The following is a 15,622-nucleotide window of genomic DNA, read 5'->3' on the forward strand; positions in this document are numbered from 1 at the left end:
TAGAGTTGAAGCAAGAAGATATGGTGGGCGCTGACGGGATCGAACCGCCGACATTCTGCTTGTAAGGCAGACGCTCTACCAACTGAGCTAAGCGCCCTGAGAAAAACAACAACGTTGTTTTAAATGACGCAAGACCAACAAGGAATGTAGTCTTGGTATCTTGAAAACTCAGATCTCAGGAATCCAAGCTTTTCATCTTAAGATGGCGCAGCGGACGGGGCTCGAACCCGCGACCCCCGGCGTGACAGGCCGGTATTCTAACCAACTGAACTACCGCTGCATCGTAAGAATCTGGTGGGCGCTGACGGGATCGAACCGCCGACATTCTGCTTGTAAGGCAGACGCTCTACCAACTGAGCTAAGCGCCCTGATAAAGAGTGTCAATCTTTAGTTTATTAAATTCAGGCTCAGGGACCTCAATTTAATTTCTTTTGAAATGGCGCAGCGGACGGGGCTCGAACCCGCGACCCCCGGCGTGACAGGCCGGTATTCTAACCAACTGAACTACCGCTGCATCGCAAAAGAATCTGGTGGGCGCTGACGGGATCGAACCGCCGACATTCTGCTTGTAAGGCAGACGCTCTACCAACTGAGCTAAGCGCCCTCAAAAGGTCTATCGTATAAATGGCGCAGCGGACGGGGCTCGAACCCGCGACCCTCGGCGTGACAGGCCGATATTCTAACCAACTGAACTACCGCTGCATTTACACAATGTCGCTATTGTGGCAAACGAAAATCAAGATCTTAAAGTGGCGCAGCGGACGGGGCTCGAACCCGCGACCCCCGGCGTGACAGGCCGGTATTCTAACCAACTGAACTACCGCTGCAACTATAAGGTCTCAACATGAAAGAGCTTGGTGGGCGCTGACGGGATCGAACCGCCGACATTCTGCTTGTAAGGCAGACGCTCTACCAACTGAGCTAAGCGCCCTTTCTAAACGTCTATCATCGTTTGATGGGTGCATTATAGAGAATCTGCACAGCCTGTCAAACGCTTTTCGGAATGTTTTCCACTTTTTAGGTGTGAGTGATTAAAAAATAGGTTGTTTGTTAAAAAAAACAACACTTTTTGTTTATTTTTTAAGTCTCTACCGAAATTTTTTAATTTTCAAAATGAAAATTGAAGCGAAATTTTGTGTTTTACCCTGCGAAGTTTCAGTCTAACCACACGACATATTGCAATTCTGATTAAGGATTATACAAAGCTTTAAAATACTCGACGTTGTGTTCATGTAATCTTTCAACTGTCATTTATTTTTATTCAGAAAATGCCAGTAAATCTAAGCTTCAAATAATCATTTAACCCATTCCATGCGATAAAAATACCATCTGGATCAGATTAATCAATCTTTTCTGCTGTCTCCACCAAGCAGATTCAGTCCATAAAAACAAAACCATTTTCACATAATCTTAAAATCTAACTTTTATTCGCTTTTCGAAACATTCAGCCTGCCCAGATCTAATGCCTGTTCTGAAATATAGACCAGTGCATCTTCACTGATCAGGTCAAATAATTCAGCGACCTCCGGATTACGCATACGGATACAGCCGTGCGACAGCGGCTCTCCCATCTTTTCGGTTTCTGGGGTGCCATGAATATAGATATAACGCTGATAGGTATCGCAGCCCTCGCCTTGATTAAAACCCGCTTCAAGGCCACTCAGCCATAAAATGCGCGTCAGGATCCAGTCCCGCTGCGGGAATTCTGCCGCCAATTGGGGATTATAAATTTCACCCGTCGCCTGACGTGCGACAAATACACTATTTAAGGGAGCATTCTGACCAAACTTTTCAGCAATCTTGTGCCAGCCACGAGGAGTCTTGCCACTATTTTCAGTTTCACCAATGCCATTTTTACCACTGGAAATCAGATATTGCTTGTTTAGACGGGGCAGATACAGTTTTTGTTGGGCAAGATCAATCAGGATATCGGCTTGATCCAGATGCAAGGTATTCATGACTTGTTATTCTCAGACTCTATTTTATTTGGCTTTATAGGGTTTAACTGATTATGTTCAGATGGCGCTGTTGGTAGATCTGTCTTTTCTGGGTCAACTGTATTTTGCTGAATAATGATCTGATTCGGTTCAGGGCGTCGCCATAACCAGATCGCGACGATCAGCATCGTAATATTGGTAAAGGCTTTTACGGCCAAGGGTGCAGTAGTAAACAGCATGATGATCCCGCTGATCAGCATCATGATACTGGCCAGCCATTTGGCCTTACGCGGTACAGTACCGTGGGCACGCCAATCTCTTAAGGTCGGACCATATTTGGGATGATTCAATAACCAGTCATCCATTTGTGGCCAGCCTTTGGATGAGGCCCAGGCGGCCAGAATCAAAAAGACCGTTGTTGGCATACCCGGCAGGATTGCACCGATAAAGCCCAGGATCACAAAAAGCACCACCAGACTTCGCCAAAACAACACTTTCATACATCAACCCTAACCGCAGAATTCAGGTAGTATAAAGCGTTTTCCGATACTGTCCGTTGTATTTCTGCACTTTTCACAGGTTGTACTATGCCCTTTTCCAGTTTAAACCAAAATCTTGTAGAGGCATGGCAACGTTATCAACATCCTCTGGTGCGTCAACTGGCATTCGCTGTCGGCAGTCCGAATATCCTGTCCGGCATTCCGGATGAACTTGAGCTTATACATCACTTTGAACTGCATGACAGCCAGACCTGGCAGCACTATCTGAGCCGTTACCATCCACGTTTAGAGTTTCTTGATCAGCACCCAGAAGAATTAATTGAATTTGTGCAGCAACTGAAAAGCACACGTTTGGGGCTGCGTTTTGAAATGCTGGTCTGGTTCTGGTTGCTCGATGATGCTTACCATCCCTATCGGCTGCTTGGTCATAGTCTGCAGAAAATTGAGGGTGCAAAGACCTTGGGCGAGCTGGATTTTCTGCTATTCAATACCGATACAGGACAGATTGAACATTGGGAAGTGGCATTGAAGTATTATCTGGCCGAAGCCGATTTTAGTCTGCCGCATTGGTATGGCCTGAACCGCACCGATACTTTAATCAGAAAAATGAAACATTTCACACAAAAACAATTCCAGTTTGATGAGGCTTTGCAGCATCCCATTCAAAGACGGTTTTGCGTCCTCAAGGGACAGCTGTATTTGCCTACACATCATGCTGATCAACCAATTCCCTCATGGATCAATACCGAGCGTCGTCTGGGCTTATGGGGACAGCATATTCCTGCTGCACAGCACGGTTTCTATCGTCTGCAACGACATGAATGGATTTATCCGCAAGCCCGGCCGAGCAGTTCAGCTGCGATCTGGTGGACGGATGGCCTCTATAAAAAGGTCGATAGCAATGACTTTTATATGTATCGCAATCCGGTGCTGATCCAGCATCCATCGCATAAGCCCCTATAAAGCATTACATTTATTAACCGAAGCACTATGAAAACCACATATTTTTTAGAGCGTATATTTTCTACTCTAAGTCCCACATCATAATAATTTTATTATTGATTATACGGAGATGATGATGAAAAAAATTCTTGCTGCTTCATTAATGATGGCTTTTGTATTGACTGGCTGTAACACCGTAAAAGGCATGGGCAAAGATGTGTCTAAAGCTGGCGATGCGGTAACCAATACTGCTGAAAAAACCTCTGACGAAATCCGTCAAAACTAGTTTTTTTCTAAACGCTCACAGAACCCTATCCCAGATAGGGTTTTTTTATATCAGTCGTTCACATTCAAGCCTATATTCGCCTATTATAGAGCCGAAAAAATTATCGACTGTTGAATACCGTATGAGCTCTTCCGCTACCCTCGATTTAAGCCTGCAACTATTACGTCAGCCTTCTGTCACACCGATTGATCATGACTGCCAGAACATCATGGCTGAACGTTTAAAGAAGATTGGTTTCAATATTGAATCCATGCGCTTTGAAGATGTAGATAATATCTGGGCACGCAAAGGCACAGAAGGTCCGGTCTTCTGTTTCGCTGGCCATACCGATGTCGTGCCAACAGGGAATCTGGATGCCTGGAACTCAGATCCTTTTTTACCAGAAATCCGTGAAGGCAAACTTTATGGTCGTGGCAGTGCCGACATGAAGACAGCTTTGGCAGCCATGGTAGTTGCAACAGAACGTTTTGTTGAAAAATATCCGAATCACAAAGGTTCGATTGCCTACCTGATTACTTCAGATGAAGAAGGTCCATCGATTAACGGCACGGTGAAAGTGATTGAAACACTGGAAGCGCGTAATGAGAAAATTACCTGGTGTCTGGTCGGTGAACCGTCAAGTACTAATAAACTGGGCGATATAGTCAAAAATGGCCGTCGTGGTTCATTAAATGCCAACCTTACAGTCAAAGGCAAACAGGGTCATGTGGCTTATCCGCATCTGGCCGTGAATCCGATTCATACCGCCTCTAAAGCCATTGCTGAACTGTGCGACACAGTCTGGGATCATGGCAACGAATATTTCCCGGCGACGACCTTCCAGATTTCCAATATCAATTCGGGTACAGGCGCAACCAATGTTGTTCCCGGCACCATGAACCTATTGTGCAACTGGCGTTATTCAACTGAAGTGACCGCCGAAGAACTCAAAGTACGTACTTTAGAAATTCTGGATCGTCATGGTGTGGACTATGACATTTCTTGGACTTTATCTGGCCTGCCTTTCCTGACGCCAGTTGGTGAACTAGTAAATGCAGCTAAAACCGCCATTCTGAATGTGACGGGGACTGAAACTGAACTATCGACTTCGGGCGGTACCTCAGATGGCCGCTTTATTGCCCCTACCGGCGCACAGGTACTGGAACTTGGCGTATTGAATGCCACGATTCATCAGATCAATGAACATGTCGATATTGCAGACTTAGAGCCATTGGCTGAAATCTATGAGCAGATTCTAGTGAATTTACTCGCCAATTAAGTAAATTCATAACGCAATAAAAAAGGAACTCCATAGAGTTCCTTTTTTATATTTTATAGCTTGGATTACAGCCCGATTGTAGCCTGAATATTCATCATATTCGGAATATGGAACAGCTGTTCATTCATGCGCACATATTGAAAGATAGCAGGATCATTCACCGGCTGATCGACATCAACCACTTCGGAAATACGAATCCGGATGGTTTTCGGCATTTCATTACACATCAAGGCGAAGCGCTGATTGATTTCATCACCCTCAATCACCAGTGCCACCCCATTTTGACGTGAAGGATCATTCACTGCATAGACCGGCAACTGTGCCTCATGCCATTCCACTGTCTTGACCTGAGTATTGCTATCCAGTGCTGACAGGACAATGTTTTGTGGCAATAACATCGGATCTTTGCCATGACAGTCAATAATATAGGCATCTATAAATCCGGTCGATACCGTAATCAGATGCTGAAGTTCCTGCTGGCTAATCTGATCAGCCATTTTACTGCTTGAATTGGTCTGACTCATATATTACCCCTGTTTTTCAGCAATGAGTTGTTGGATATTGGCCAGCAGTTCCGCCTCCTGGAACGGTTTACCCATATAGTGCGTTACACCCAAGCTGAATGCACGTTCACGATGCTTCTCACCGGTACGTGAGGTAATCATGATAATCGGTAAGTCACGGTGAATATCATGGTGACGAACCAGATTGGTCACTTCGAAACCGTCCATACGTGGCATTTCGATATCCAGCAACATCAGATCCGGTCTGACGTTTTCAAGCTGCTCGATCGCATCTACGCCATCTTTGGCAGTGACAATATCATAGCCTTGACGTTCAAGCAGACGCGACGTCACTTTACGTACAGTCACCGAGTCATCGACAATCATCACCAGACGACGTGCATTTGAATTACGCGAACCATCACGCTGATCATTCAGCTGTTTGACACGCTGTGTCGCCTGAATCTGGCGGGCAACATTCTGTCCATCGAGAATCAGACAGACCTGACCATCACCCAGAATCGTGGCACCGGCCACTACCCCGACGTTGGCAAACTGCTGTCCAATCGGTTTTACTACAATCTGCGCTCGTGAACCGACCAACTGATCGACCAGCAAGGCAATGGTTTGACCACTATTACCTTTAATCAACAGCACCGGCAATGAATGACCAACATTATTCAGACGTGGAATCGGCTGGTTGCCAACAAACTCAGACAGATAACGCAGCTTATAGTTTGCGCCATCGATCTTGAAATAGTCATCTTTACTGTTGAAATAGCTTTCCAATGTGGTCGGTGCAATACGCACAATTCGGTCAATCTGCGCCAGAGAAATCGCATATTGCTGATCGCCCACTTTCACCATCAAGGCATCGCTGACCGCTACGGTCGTCGGTACGCGAATCGTAAAGACCGTACCCTTGCCCAGTTCCGAGCTCACTGACACATGGCCGCCCAGTGATTTGATCTCGCTTTGTACCACATCCAGACCGACACCACGACCAGAAATCTGGGTCACTGCTTTCGCGGTACTGAAACCAGGATGGAAGATAAATTGCAGGATTTCTTCCTGATCAATGACTTGATCCGCTTTGATTAGATCCAGACTCAGCGCTTTTTCACGAATCTTCTCCGCATCGATCCCCTTACCATCATCACTAAAGGACACGATTACATCGGTTCCCTGACGGCTGATGTTCAATACAATAGAACCGACTTCCGGCTTGTTCAGTGCGATACGATCTGCAGTATCTTCCAGACCATGGTCAATCGCGTTACGCAGCATATGCTCAAATGGGGTGACCAGACGCTCGAGAATGTTACGATCCAGTTCACCTTCGGTATTCTGTACGATCAGTTCTGCAGGACGGTTCAAGGTGGTCGAGGTTTGACGCACGATACGCTGTAAACGCGGCAACATCCGATCAAATGGAACCAGACGGGTACGCATCAGGCTTTCCTGAATCTCGGCCTGAATACGGGATTGTTGCAATAACAGACCTTCAGTTTCGCGAATCTTGTCGGCCAGTGTACTCTTGAAGTCGACCAAATCTGATGCAGATTCTGCCAGTGATTTAGACAGCTGGTTGAGCGACGAATACTGGTCCATTTCCAGCGGGTCAAAGTCAGCATAGCGCGAGTTCTCTGAACCGTGTTTGGCAATAATCTGTGATTCCAGCTCGCCTTCCATTCGACGTAACTGATCAGCAAGACGTTTGATCGCCAATTCCATCTCGTTCAAGGTATTGCCCAGCTGGCCCAAGTCCATCTCGATACGCGAACGGTTAATCGAGTTCTCACCGGACAGGTCAATCATCTTCTCGACCAGATCAGCAGAGATACGGATCATCTCGTTATTGCTATCGCTGGTGCCGCTATTCGCCCACTCACCCATCATCTGTGGCGGCTCAGTACCATCACCTTCAACAAAGCCGAAGTCGGTACTGACCACCAGATTATCTGTTTTCGCCAGACGCTCAGGCAATTGCGCAGTAACGTCCACATAAGCAATCTTTTTCAGACTGCTGTGCAGCGGCTCAAAACCGTTATAGTCACGCTGGAAAATCGCCTGTCTTAACCAGACCAGCGTTTTCTGCAATAAGCCATCATAGGCATTCGAGTTAAATTGATAGACCGCAAACTGTTCGAAAGTTGTTTCCAGCTCATAGGCGATACTGGCCACTTCTTCAACATCAATCATACGTGCACCACCCTTGATACTGTGGGCAGCACGCTGTAATTGCAGCAATAAACTACGGTCACTACGCTGATCAAACCATTGATTGAGGAGCTTCTCGGCATTCGCCAGAATCTCTTCGGATTCTTCAAGGAAAGATTCTTCAACAATCGATTTCAGTTCGTCTTCTTCAGAGCGTTCTACTGGTGTGTCTTCAGTGGCCTCAGGAGATTCCAAGATTTCCAGTAATTCTTCAGCTTCAGCCAGATCAGTTGCAGGCTGTTCAGTCGTTGCTGACTCTTCAAGTTGCGGTTCAGGAATTGATGTCGCTTCGACCTCTGTAACTTTAACTCCAGTGTTCGCGCTCTCCACAGCAGCAACAGCTTGTCCAGAAACCAATGCCTGAATATTTTGCAGAATCGCAATCGCTTCTGGTGCAGGATAATCAATACCGTCTTCCCGAATAGATTGAATACGATCGGAAATGTTGTCCTGAACCAGACGAATAATCTGGATTAAAGCAGGTGTCACGGCAATTTGCTGACGGATCACCCGCTCATAAATACTTTCCAGTTCATGCGCAATCAAACCGATATGCGATGCTGCGATCATGTTTGCACCACCTTTTAAGGTATGCAAATGACGCATCAGATTATTCAGCGAGGTTGTATCGTCCTGTTTTTTGCTCCAGGTATTCAGATCTTCATCAATGCCTGCGAGCAGTTCATCCGCTTCTTCCAGGAAGATACTTAATAATTCTTCATCAAAATAACGGTTGGTTTCAGCACTTTGCTGCTGTTGACGATCTGCAGCGATGCGTTGACTCAAACCAGCAAAATCGACACTGCCTGTCGCGACAGTTTCAGCCACTTGTGTGGCCTCTGAGCTTAGCTCAATATTTTGATTACTAGTATCTTCAGCAAATATCTCGAGATCCTGCTGCACAAATGCAGACAGTTCACTGAGTATTTTTTGAATCTCATCATTCAGAATGACGCGCTGTCCTGCGGCCAAGGTATCAAATAAATGAATAAATTCCTGATGCGCCTGTGCGAACAGTTCATAAGCATAATCGCTGTTTAGCAGCACTGGCTTTTCAAGCAGCGCATCATAAGCCAATTTCAGGTCGGCAGTGAATTCATGAATGCCTTGCGCTGCCCGGCTTTCTGTATGTGCCAGCAATTCTGCAGCCTGCTGGCTGAGTGCCTGAATATATTCCGGATAATCGACTTGGGCGCGTTTATCAAATTCAAACTCGGCATCCAATAACAGATCAATATCCAGCTCAACCAGTTTAGACACCAAACCTTGCGTCTGAATGCTATTGGTTTCAGTAACTGCAAAGCCATAATCATTCCAGACACGCTCAAAGGTGGCATATACCGCATCCAGTTTTGCAGTATTGCCCTGACGTAGCAAATGCAGATAGTCACTGACAAACTCAGCATACTGAATCAGTAAAGCGGTTTCTTTTGAGGTTGAGACAATTTCATCTTGTAGCAAGGTTTTGAACAGATGCTCTACTTTAGAACTAGCTTCAAAAATCTGGTCAATCTGCGCCATCGATGAACTGCCGCGCAAGGTATGAATCGCACGAATCAACGCATTATAATCTTGTGATTTTTCATCTTCAGTGCGAAGGAAGGTGGCAATCGTTTCCAGATGCTCTTCTGCTTCTTCGATAAAGATCGCCACGGTTTCTTCGATATCACTGCGAACCGGTACTTCTACTGGCGCTATTGTTAGCTCAACTTCACTTGGCTCATTGTCTGCAAGCTCAAGACCTGTCATCTGACCTTCAGCGGTCAAATGATCTGCCAATGCCAGTAATTCTTCCAATGCAGGTTCAGGCGAAATTTGTTGTTGTAATTGTTGTCCCAACAGCACCATTGGACGCAGATCGAGATCCAATTGCTGTACATGTTTGAATTTTGGATATAAAGCATATTGATAGACATTCAGTACCGCTTGGGCAAATTTCTGTACCGTCGGTGTTAGCTGAATCGAACCGGACAAAACCCGGTTTAAGGTATCTTCAACCGCCCAGGCCATTTCCCCTGCCGATTTTGCCCCGACCATGCGGCCTGAACCTTTCAGGGTGTGAAAATGGCGGCGAATGGTCTTCAGATTTTCTTGATGATCTGGATTGCTCAACCATTCTGGAAATAAAGCATTTAACTCAACGAAGATCTCTTCGATTTCCTCAACAAAAATTTCAAGAATTTCTGCATCTTGGTCAAGATAACTATCTTCAGGAAGCGTTGTCGTTTCAACTAAATTTTTTAATATTTCTTTCATAGCTCATGCTTCTTACGTTATGCCGCCAAGAAGGGCGCTCAAACTTAATTGTGACCGTCACGCGATACCTAACGTATGAAGTTAAGTACATCTTGTCGAGGCTTTATCTGTATTTTCTGAATGTGTCTCAACCGCGGTCAAGACACATTTCCCCATCATGTCTGACTTTATTCTGGTAGTTTAAAGTCAGATACAGATTCACGTAATGCATCGGCCATGTTTGCCAGTTCAGATACTGAACGTGCTGTATCGAAGGTTGCACTGGTGGTTTGCGAGGTAATTTCCTGTACGACATTCATCGTGGTCGCAATATGACCTGCAGATGCTGACTGCAGTTTCGCAGCATCAGAAATGTTCGCAATCAGTTTCGCAAGGTTGTTCGATACTGTTTGAATCTCATCTAGTGCTACACCGGCATCTTTAGACAAGTTCGCACCACGTACAACTTCCGATGTAGTTTGTTCCATCGAAATAACGGCTTCGTTCGTATCCGTTTGAATGGTTTTTACCAGGCCTTCAATCTGCTTGGTTGCAGAAGCTGAACGTTCCGCAAGACGCTGTACTTCATCGGCTACGACCGCGAAACCACGACCTGCTTCACCGGCCATCGATGCCTGAATTGCTGCGTTTAATGCCAGGATGTTCGTCTGGTCAGCAATATCGTTAATCAAGGCTACGATGTTACCAATTTCCTGAGAAGATTCACCCAAACGTTTAATACGTTTTGAAGTTTCCTGAATCTGTTCACGAATCGTGTCCATACCCTCAATCGAGCGATGTACGACATCCGCACCGTTTGCAGCAATTTGTACTGAACGCTCTGCTACCACCGCTGATTCATCGGCGTTGGCAGATACCTGGTCAATCGACAGTGCCATTTCGTTAATCGCTGCAGAAGCACCAGCAATTTCTTGTGCCTGATGCTCAGATGCTTCAGCTAACTGGTTGGTAATGCTTTGTGTAGTTGCAGTATATTGCGCAACTTCTTGTGAAGTTTCAGTAATACGCGATACCAGGTCACGTAACTGGTCAATCGCAAAGTTAATCGAGTCGGCAATTGCACCAGTAAAGTCTTCAGATACTGTTGCATATGAACGCAAGTCACCGTCTGCAAGATCGGCGATCTCATCCAGTAAACGTAAAATCGCATTCTGGTTACGGTCATATTCTTCTTGTAAACGGCCTACACGCTGCTTATCCGACAAGCCACGCAGAGAAAGTAACTTGAATACACACAGCAAGAAACCGACTAATAATGCGATCAGAAGGACTGCCGGAACAACCGTTTTAAGACCTGAGTTACCCGATAATTTATTCAGGTTGTCCAAAAGCACATCAGATTGAGAAAAAATAGATGCGGCTGCCTGACGAACTTTTACGATCTGTGTAGAGTTTTTCAGAATAATCGCTGATGCAGATTCCAGTACGTCATCATATTCAGCCTTGATGCCTTCCAGAGATTCACGCAGGGTTGGATCAGCAATACGCTGTACACCCAGTTCAGCAGAACCATTTAACTGTGCATTCAGATAAGAACCAAAAGTTTCGGTATCGGCACTGAAGTCATCCGCAGATTCACGTGAACCATCATTACCTGTCAGTACCAAACTGATTGAACGTAAGATACGTTCTGCAATGAATACCTGGTTTTTGGCAATAACCACCTGGTTCGATGGCATATCTTGACGTGCCATCTGGTCGACCATCAAGTTATATTCCGCCTGAATCCCCGGAATCGCTTCACCAATCGCGATGTTGGTGTCGTATAACTGGTTAATAATCTTTTGTTGCGAGGTAATCAGATCAATACTGCTGGATACTTCTGTCCACTGTTTATCAACAGCTTGCAAAGCATCATTGTTAGAGTGAATACTTTTAACTGTCTCAAGATTTTCAGCAAAAGCTTTTTGCGAGTCAGTGAGGTTCTTCATGGCCTCAGGCGTACCCGAAGCTGTCGCTTCAGTCGCTTGGCGCGAAATCGTTTGCGAGAGGAGACGCAAATCACCCAGACTTTGAGTGAGTTCGTTGGTACGTGGAACACTATAAAAAAGATACAATAAAGTGATCAGTGCGGCTAAAAGACAGCCTGCTGCTCCATAGATCAGCGGTTTTGATTTTTCACTATCACCAAATACACGTGATAACTGATCTACTTGCGTTTGAATCTTAGCTAAAAAAGCATTACCGCCTTTGCGGCCAGTGCTCTCACCTGTATTTTTCTTTTTAAGTTTAAAGCCCATGCAGCCTCTCCCCGGTTGACGCCTTGCTTACTTTCGAGCGCGACATTTAATTTATAAATTTTATAGATGCGTTCATAAATTTTGGATTTTGCAACAGACGACTGAATAAAAACACATGCCACTGCTGGTTGTGCTGATGGAAAAACCCCTGACAATATTCTTGTAAGTTTTTATCCAATTCAGATTTCTTCGAAAAGAAACTTTTCTTATTGAAATGTTGTATACCCAAAACTTGATCTACGACCAAACCCACATACTGGTCATTATGGTTGATGCATAATACTTTTTGAGTCGGTGAAAATTGACTGCTCTGCCCTGATACATACTGCGTCAGATCAGAAACCGATAACAGTCTTCCCCGGATATTCGCCAGACCCAACACCCATGCTTGTGTCTTGGGTACCGGCGTATATTCTGGGGGATAAATCACTTCTGATACCTCCCCCAGCGGGGCAACAAAATATTGCCCCATCATCTCAAAAGCAATGCCCGACCATCGGTTAACTTCATTGCCATTGGAAACGTAGTTTTTATTCCCCCGTTTCGCAATGCGAAGCAATTCGATAAATCCATTTGCTGCCATAGAGCTTATCCTGCATTGAGGTGCTGCTTAATTACATCTATTAATTGTTTTTCATCGACTGGTTTTGTTAGATAATCCGCTGCGCCTTGACGCTTGCCCCATACACGGTCAGTGGCCTGATCCTTGGTACTGACAATCACGATTGGAATATGTTTGGTCGTTGCACCACGTGCAATCTGACGGGTTGCCTGAAAACCATTCACACCCGGCATAACCACATCCATCAGAACTAGGTCCGGCAATTCTGCCTGTGCCATGGTGACGCCATCTGCGCCATTGGCTGCTTCAATCACCTCAAAGCCATGTTTAGAAAGAATCTCTCTAAAGCGAAAAGTTTCTGTCGGTGAGTCATCCACAATTAGGATACGTGCCATGCCAATTCCCCAAAAAAATCAAATATTAAGCACTAATATGGTTACGGATTGCATTGAGCAATTCATCTTTACTAAAAGGTTTGGTCAGGTATTCATCTGAACCCACGACACGACCTTTGGCCTGATCAAATAAGCCATCTTTACTTGATAGCATAATCACAGGAATATTCTGGTAATTCTGAGAGTTTTTGATTAAGGCGCAGGTTTGGTAACCATCTAGGCGCGGCATCATAATATCTACAAAAACGATATCTGGATTTGCTTCGGCAATTTTTGACAAAGCCTCAAAACCGTCTACTGCAGTAATGACCTCATAACCTTCGCGTTGAAGAAGAGTTTCCGCAGTACGACGAATGGTCTTTGAGTCATCAATAACCATAATTTTTAGATTTTGGAATTTATCGTCCATTTGTTTAACCCTTCCCATTTTAGAAACTATATGCCATAAGGCTCATAGGATTATTTTATTACGATCGATAAACATTTTTAACATAAAGTCACTTGTATTATCAATGAACATTTTCTACACAAGTAGACAAAATCATTTATTTTTAATAACAGCTTCACATTTTCTTATCGTTATTGGTTTTTTTTTGACTAACGGTAGTTTTTTATTGATAAATTTAAGTCTAACATAACAAGATTATTACTTTAAAATAAGTAATTTAGTCAACTTTAAATTCGGGGAGCCAATGATGAGTCAGTTTTTAAGAAAACTTGCTGTCATTGATAAAAATAAAATGACTGGTCAATTCATTGTTGTTGTGCTGCTACTGTTACAGGTGAGCTTAACGTGCGCGAGTAGCAACCAACTCCCGCAAAAAGCCACCTGGTATCGTTATTATGACAGCAAGGGTGTGGCCAATATCAGTACTAACGTCACACCAAATCATATCCGTTATGGTTATGAAGCACTTGACCAGAATATGCAGGTCATTAAACGTGCGCGTCCTTATAATGCCGAAGCGGATATCAGACAGGCGCCACAGCGTGCTCAACAGGCTAAGCGGATTGCCGAAGATCATAAACTCAAGCGTGCTTATAGCAATAGCCAGACCGCTTTACAGAAAAAAAACGATAGCCTGGTCCAGTTAAAAAAACAGATTGATTTTCAGCAAGAACAAATGAAGCAACTGCAAAAAGATCGGGTCATGTTCGTACGTCAGGAACGTGAATATTTACGTAAAGGTAAAACCACACCGGCACATCTAAAAACCATGCTAGACAACAACCAGAAAAATCTCGTTTCCCAAAAAGAAAATATTCAGTCTTTACAAAGTCGCTATCGAAATCTGGAAGCAGAATACGACAAAATTATCGCCCGTTTAAAAGCACTTGAATAAATACAAATAGCTGGTTGTGGTTTTGATTCACAGCCAGCTAAAAGGACTCTTATGCAAACTGCACAGCATTCTCATGATTTAAATATGCCTTCCCCGCGCTCTATCCTGATCATGAGTGCACTTTGCTTAAATATGTTTTTAGTGGCTTGTGATAAAAATGAACCCGTCCAGCAAACCGAAACACCCAAATCCATTGAAGTCATTCCTCAAGATCTAGTTGCAGTTCAATCTGGCAATTCAGTTCAAAAAACTGCATTCACCGGCACCATTCGTGCAGTCAATCAAAGCAGCATACAAGCACAGGTCTCTGCTACTGCCACCAGCGTAAACGCACAGGTAGGTCAAACAGTTGCCAAGGGACAAGTGCTGGTACGCCTGAATAATCAGGACAATGCAGCTCGTCTGGCACAGGCGCGTGCGAATCTGGCCTCAACTCAAGCGCAAGCCAATCAGGCGCACAACATGATGCAGCGTAAAAAGCGTCTGCTCGATCAGGGGTTTATTTCAAAAGTAGAATATGAACAAAGTCAGGTCGATTATCAGGCCCAGCTTGAAAATGTCCGCGCCCAGCAAGCCAATGTCGATATTGCCCAGAAAGCCGATCGTGATGGCACCATGACCAGTCCGATCAGTGGCGTGATTACGCAACGTCAGGTTGAACCGGGTCAAACCGTTGCCATTGGACAAACCCTGTTTGAAATTGTCGATCCGAAACGGCTGGAAATTCAAGCACGCGTACCTAGTGATCTGCAATCAGGTTTAAGACTGGGCAGTCAGGTCGAATACAACATTCAAGGTAATCCAAATCGGCTCACTGCCGTAATTAGCCGGATTTCCCCCATTGCAGATCAGGCCAGTCGCCAGATCGAATTCTTTGCCACGCCGAATGAAACCATTCCTTCGCTAAGTATCGGCTCCTTCGTTGAAGGCAACATTCTGAGTTCACAACAGATTTCTGGCCAGCTGATTCCATTAGATACTATTCAAGACATTCAGAATAAACCTTATGTCTGGATAATACGCCAGAATAAAATTATCAAAGTCAATGTTCAGGTACTAGAACAGCGTTATAGCGACAACATTGCCGTGGTTCAAGGACTAGAAAATAGTGATCAGGTCAGCCGGGTTAAGTTTAGCGAAGCCGATCTGCAAAAAACTGTCACCCTTCGCGCCAACTAAA

At 44.8% G+C, this 15,622-nt stretch carries 12 protein-coding genes, 8 tRNA genes and 1 pseudogene; 5 read left to right on the forward strand and 16 right to left on the reverse strand.

Going from position 1 to position 15,622, the window contains the following annotated elements:
• Positions 1 to 21: 21 nt before the first annotated feature.
• From Q9R24_RS03765 to Q9R24_RS03810, 10 genes and pseudogenes are all read right to left on the reverse strand, one after another.
• Positions 22 to 97, reverse strand: a tRNA-Val gene (locus Q9R24_RS03765).
• Positions 98 to 203: 106 nt separating this feature from the next.
• Positions 204 to 280, reverse strand: a tRNA-Asp gene (locus Q9R24_RS03770).
• Positions 281 to 292: 12 nt separating this feature from the next.
• Positions 293 to 368, reverse strand: a tRNA-Val gene (locus Q9R24_RS03775).
• 69 nt (positions 369 to 437) lie between these two features.
• A tRNA-Asp gene (locus Q9R24_RS03780) sits at positions 438 to 514 on the reverse strand.
• 14 nt (positions 515 to 528) lie between these two features.
• Positions 529 to 604 (reverse strand) — tRNA-Val (locus Q9R24_RS03785).
• A gap of 21 nt (positions 605 to 625) precedes the next feature.
• Positions 626 to 702, reverse strand: a tRNA-Asp gene (locus tag Q9R24_RS03790).
• A gap of 48 nt (positions 703 to 750) precedes the next feature.
• A tRNA-Asp gene (locus Q9R24_RS03795) sits at positions 751 to 827 on the reverse strand.
• A gap of 28 nt (positions 828 to 855) precedes the next feature.
• A tRNA-Val gene (locus Q9R24_RS03800) sits at positions 856 to 931 on the reverse strand.
• A gap of 493 nt (positions 932 to 1,424) precedes the next feature.
• Positions 1,425 to 1,958 (reverse strand): cell wall-recycling L,D-carboxypeptidase ElsL, encoded by a 534-nt coding sequence (gene elsL, locus Q9R24_RS03805; protein WP_004731981.1) that lies wholly within the window; start codon positions 1,956 to 1,958, stop codon positions 1,425 to 1,427.
• A gap of 125 nt (positions 1,959 to 2,083) precedes the next feature.
• Positions 2,084 to 2,437, reverse strand: a pseudogene (locus tag Q9R24_RS03810) (YbaN family protein); the annotation flags it as partial.
• Positions 2,438 to 2,524: 87 nt separating this feature from the next.
• Here Q9R24_RS03810 and Q9R24_RS03815 point away from each other — a divergent pair.
• The 3 genes from Q9R24_RS03815 (at position 2,525) to dapE (ending at position 4,923) form a co-directional block, all read left to right on the forward strand.
• Entirely contained in the window at positions 2,525 to 3,400 is an 876-nt protein-coding gene (locus Q9R24_RS03815; protein ID WP_311203755.1) for a DUF1853 family protein, read from the forward strand.
• A gap of 112 nt (positions 3,401 to 3,512) precedes the next feature.
• Positions 3,513 to 3,665 (forward strand): entericidin A/B family lipoprotein, encoded by a 153-nt coding sequence (locus Q9R24_RS03820; RefSeq protein WP_004280704.1) that lies wholly within the window; start codon positions 3,513 to 3,515, stop codon positions 3,663 to 3,665.
• A gap of 121 nt (positions 3,666 to 3,786) precedes the next feature.
• Positions 3,787 to 4,923 (forward strand): succinyl-diaminopimelate desuccinylase, encoded by a 1,137-nt coding sequence (gene dapE / locus Q9R24_RS03825; RefSeq protein ID WP_085064467.1) that lies wholly within the window; start codon positions 3,787 to 3,789, stop codon positions 4,921 to 4,923.
• A 65-nt stretch (positions 4,924 to 4,988) separates the two neighbouring features.
• Here the strand turns inward: dapE and Q9R24_RS03830 are convergent, their stop codons facing one another.
• From Q9R24_RS03830 to pilG, 6 genes are all read right to left on the reverse strand, one after another.
• Positions 4,989 to 5,447 carry a hypothetical protein gene (locus Q9R24_RS03830; RefSeq protein ID WP_311203756.1) on the reverse strand — a complete coding sequence of 153 codons (459 nt, stop codon included), beginning with the start codon at positions 5,445 to 5,447 and terminating at the stop codon, positions 4,989 to 4,991.
• A gap of 3 nt (positions 5,448 to 5,450) precedes the next feature.
• On the reverse strand, positions 5,451 to 9,902 hold the full coding sequence (locus Q9R24_RS03835) for an Hpt domain-containing protein (RefSeq protein WP_311203757.1): 4,452 nt from the start codon (positions 9,900 to 9,902) through the stop codon (positions 5,451 to 5,453).
• Positions 9,903 to 10,069: 167 nt separating this feature from the next.
• Entirely contained in the window at positions 10,070 to 12,142 is a 2,073-nt protein-coding gene (locus Q9R24_RS03840) for a methyl-accepting chemotaxis protein (RefSeq protein WP_005106253.1), read from the reverse strand.
• A gap of 46 nt (positions 12,143 to 12,188) precedes the next feature.
• Entirely contained in the window at positions 12,189 to 12,725 is a 537-nt protein-coding gene (locus Q9R24_RS03845) for a chemotaxis protein CheW (RefSeq protein ID WP_004280709.1), read from the reverse strand.
• A 5-nt stretch (positions 12,726 to 12,730) separates the two neighbouring features.
• Positions 12,731 to 13,099 (reverse strand): response regulator, encoded by a 369-nt coding sequence (locus Q9R24_RS03850; RefSeq protein ID WP_004280710.1) that lies wholly within the window; start codon positions 13,097 to 13,099, stop codon positions 12,731 to 12,733.
• A 25-nt stretch (positions 13,100 to 13,124) separates the two neighbouring features.
• Positions 13,125 to 13,508, reverse strand: a complete 384-nt coding sequence (pilG, locus tag Q9R24_RS03855; protein WP_004280711.1) for a twitching motility response regulator PilG — start codon at positions 13,506 to 13,508, stop codon at positions 13,125 to 13,127.
• Positions 13,509 to 13,794: 286 nt separating this feature from the next.
• On the opposite strand from pilG, the gene Q9R24_RS03860 reads away from it, so the two are divergent.
• Positions 13,795 to 14,442 (forward strand): hypothetical protein, encoded by a 648-nt coding sequence (locus Q9R24_RS03860; RefSeq protein ID WP_005247844.1) that lies wholly within the window; start codon positions 13,795 to 13,797, stop codon positions 14,440 to 14,442.
• A gap of 51 nt (positions 14,443 to 14,493) precedes the next feature.
• Positions 14,494 to 15,621, forward strand: a complete 1,128-nt coding sequence (locus Q9R24_RS03865) for an efflux RND transporter periplasmic adaptor subunit (protein WP_005247846.1) — start codon at positions 14,494 to 14,496, stop codon at positions 15,619 to 15,621.
• The last annotated feature ends 1 nt before the right edge of the window (position 15,622 follow it).

Origin of the sequence: Acinetobacter sp. RRD8 (assembly GCF_031844225.1) — a bacterium.
GTDB lineage: Bacteria > Pseudomonadota > Gammaproteobacteria > Pseudomonadales > Moraxellaceae > Acinetobacter.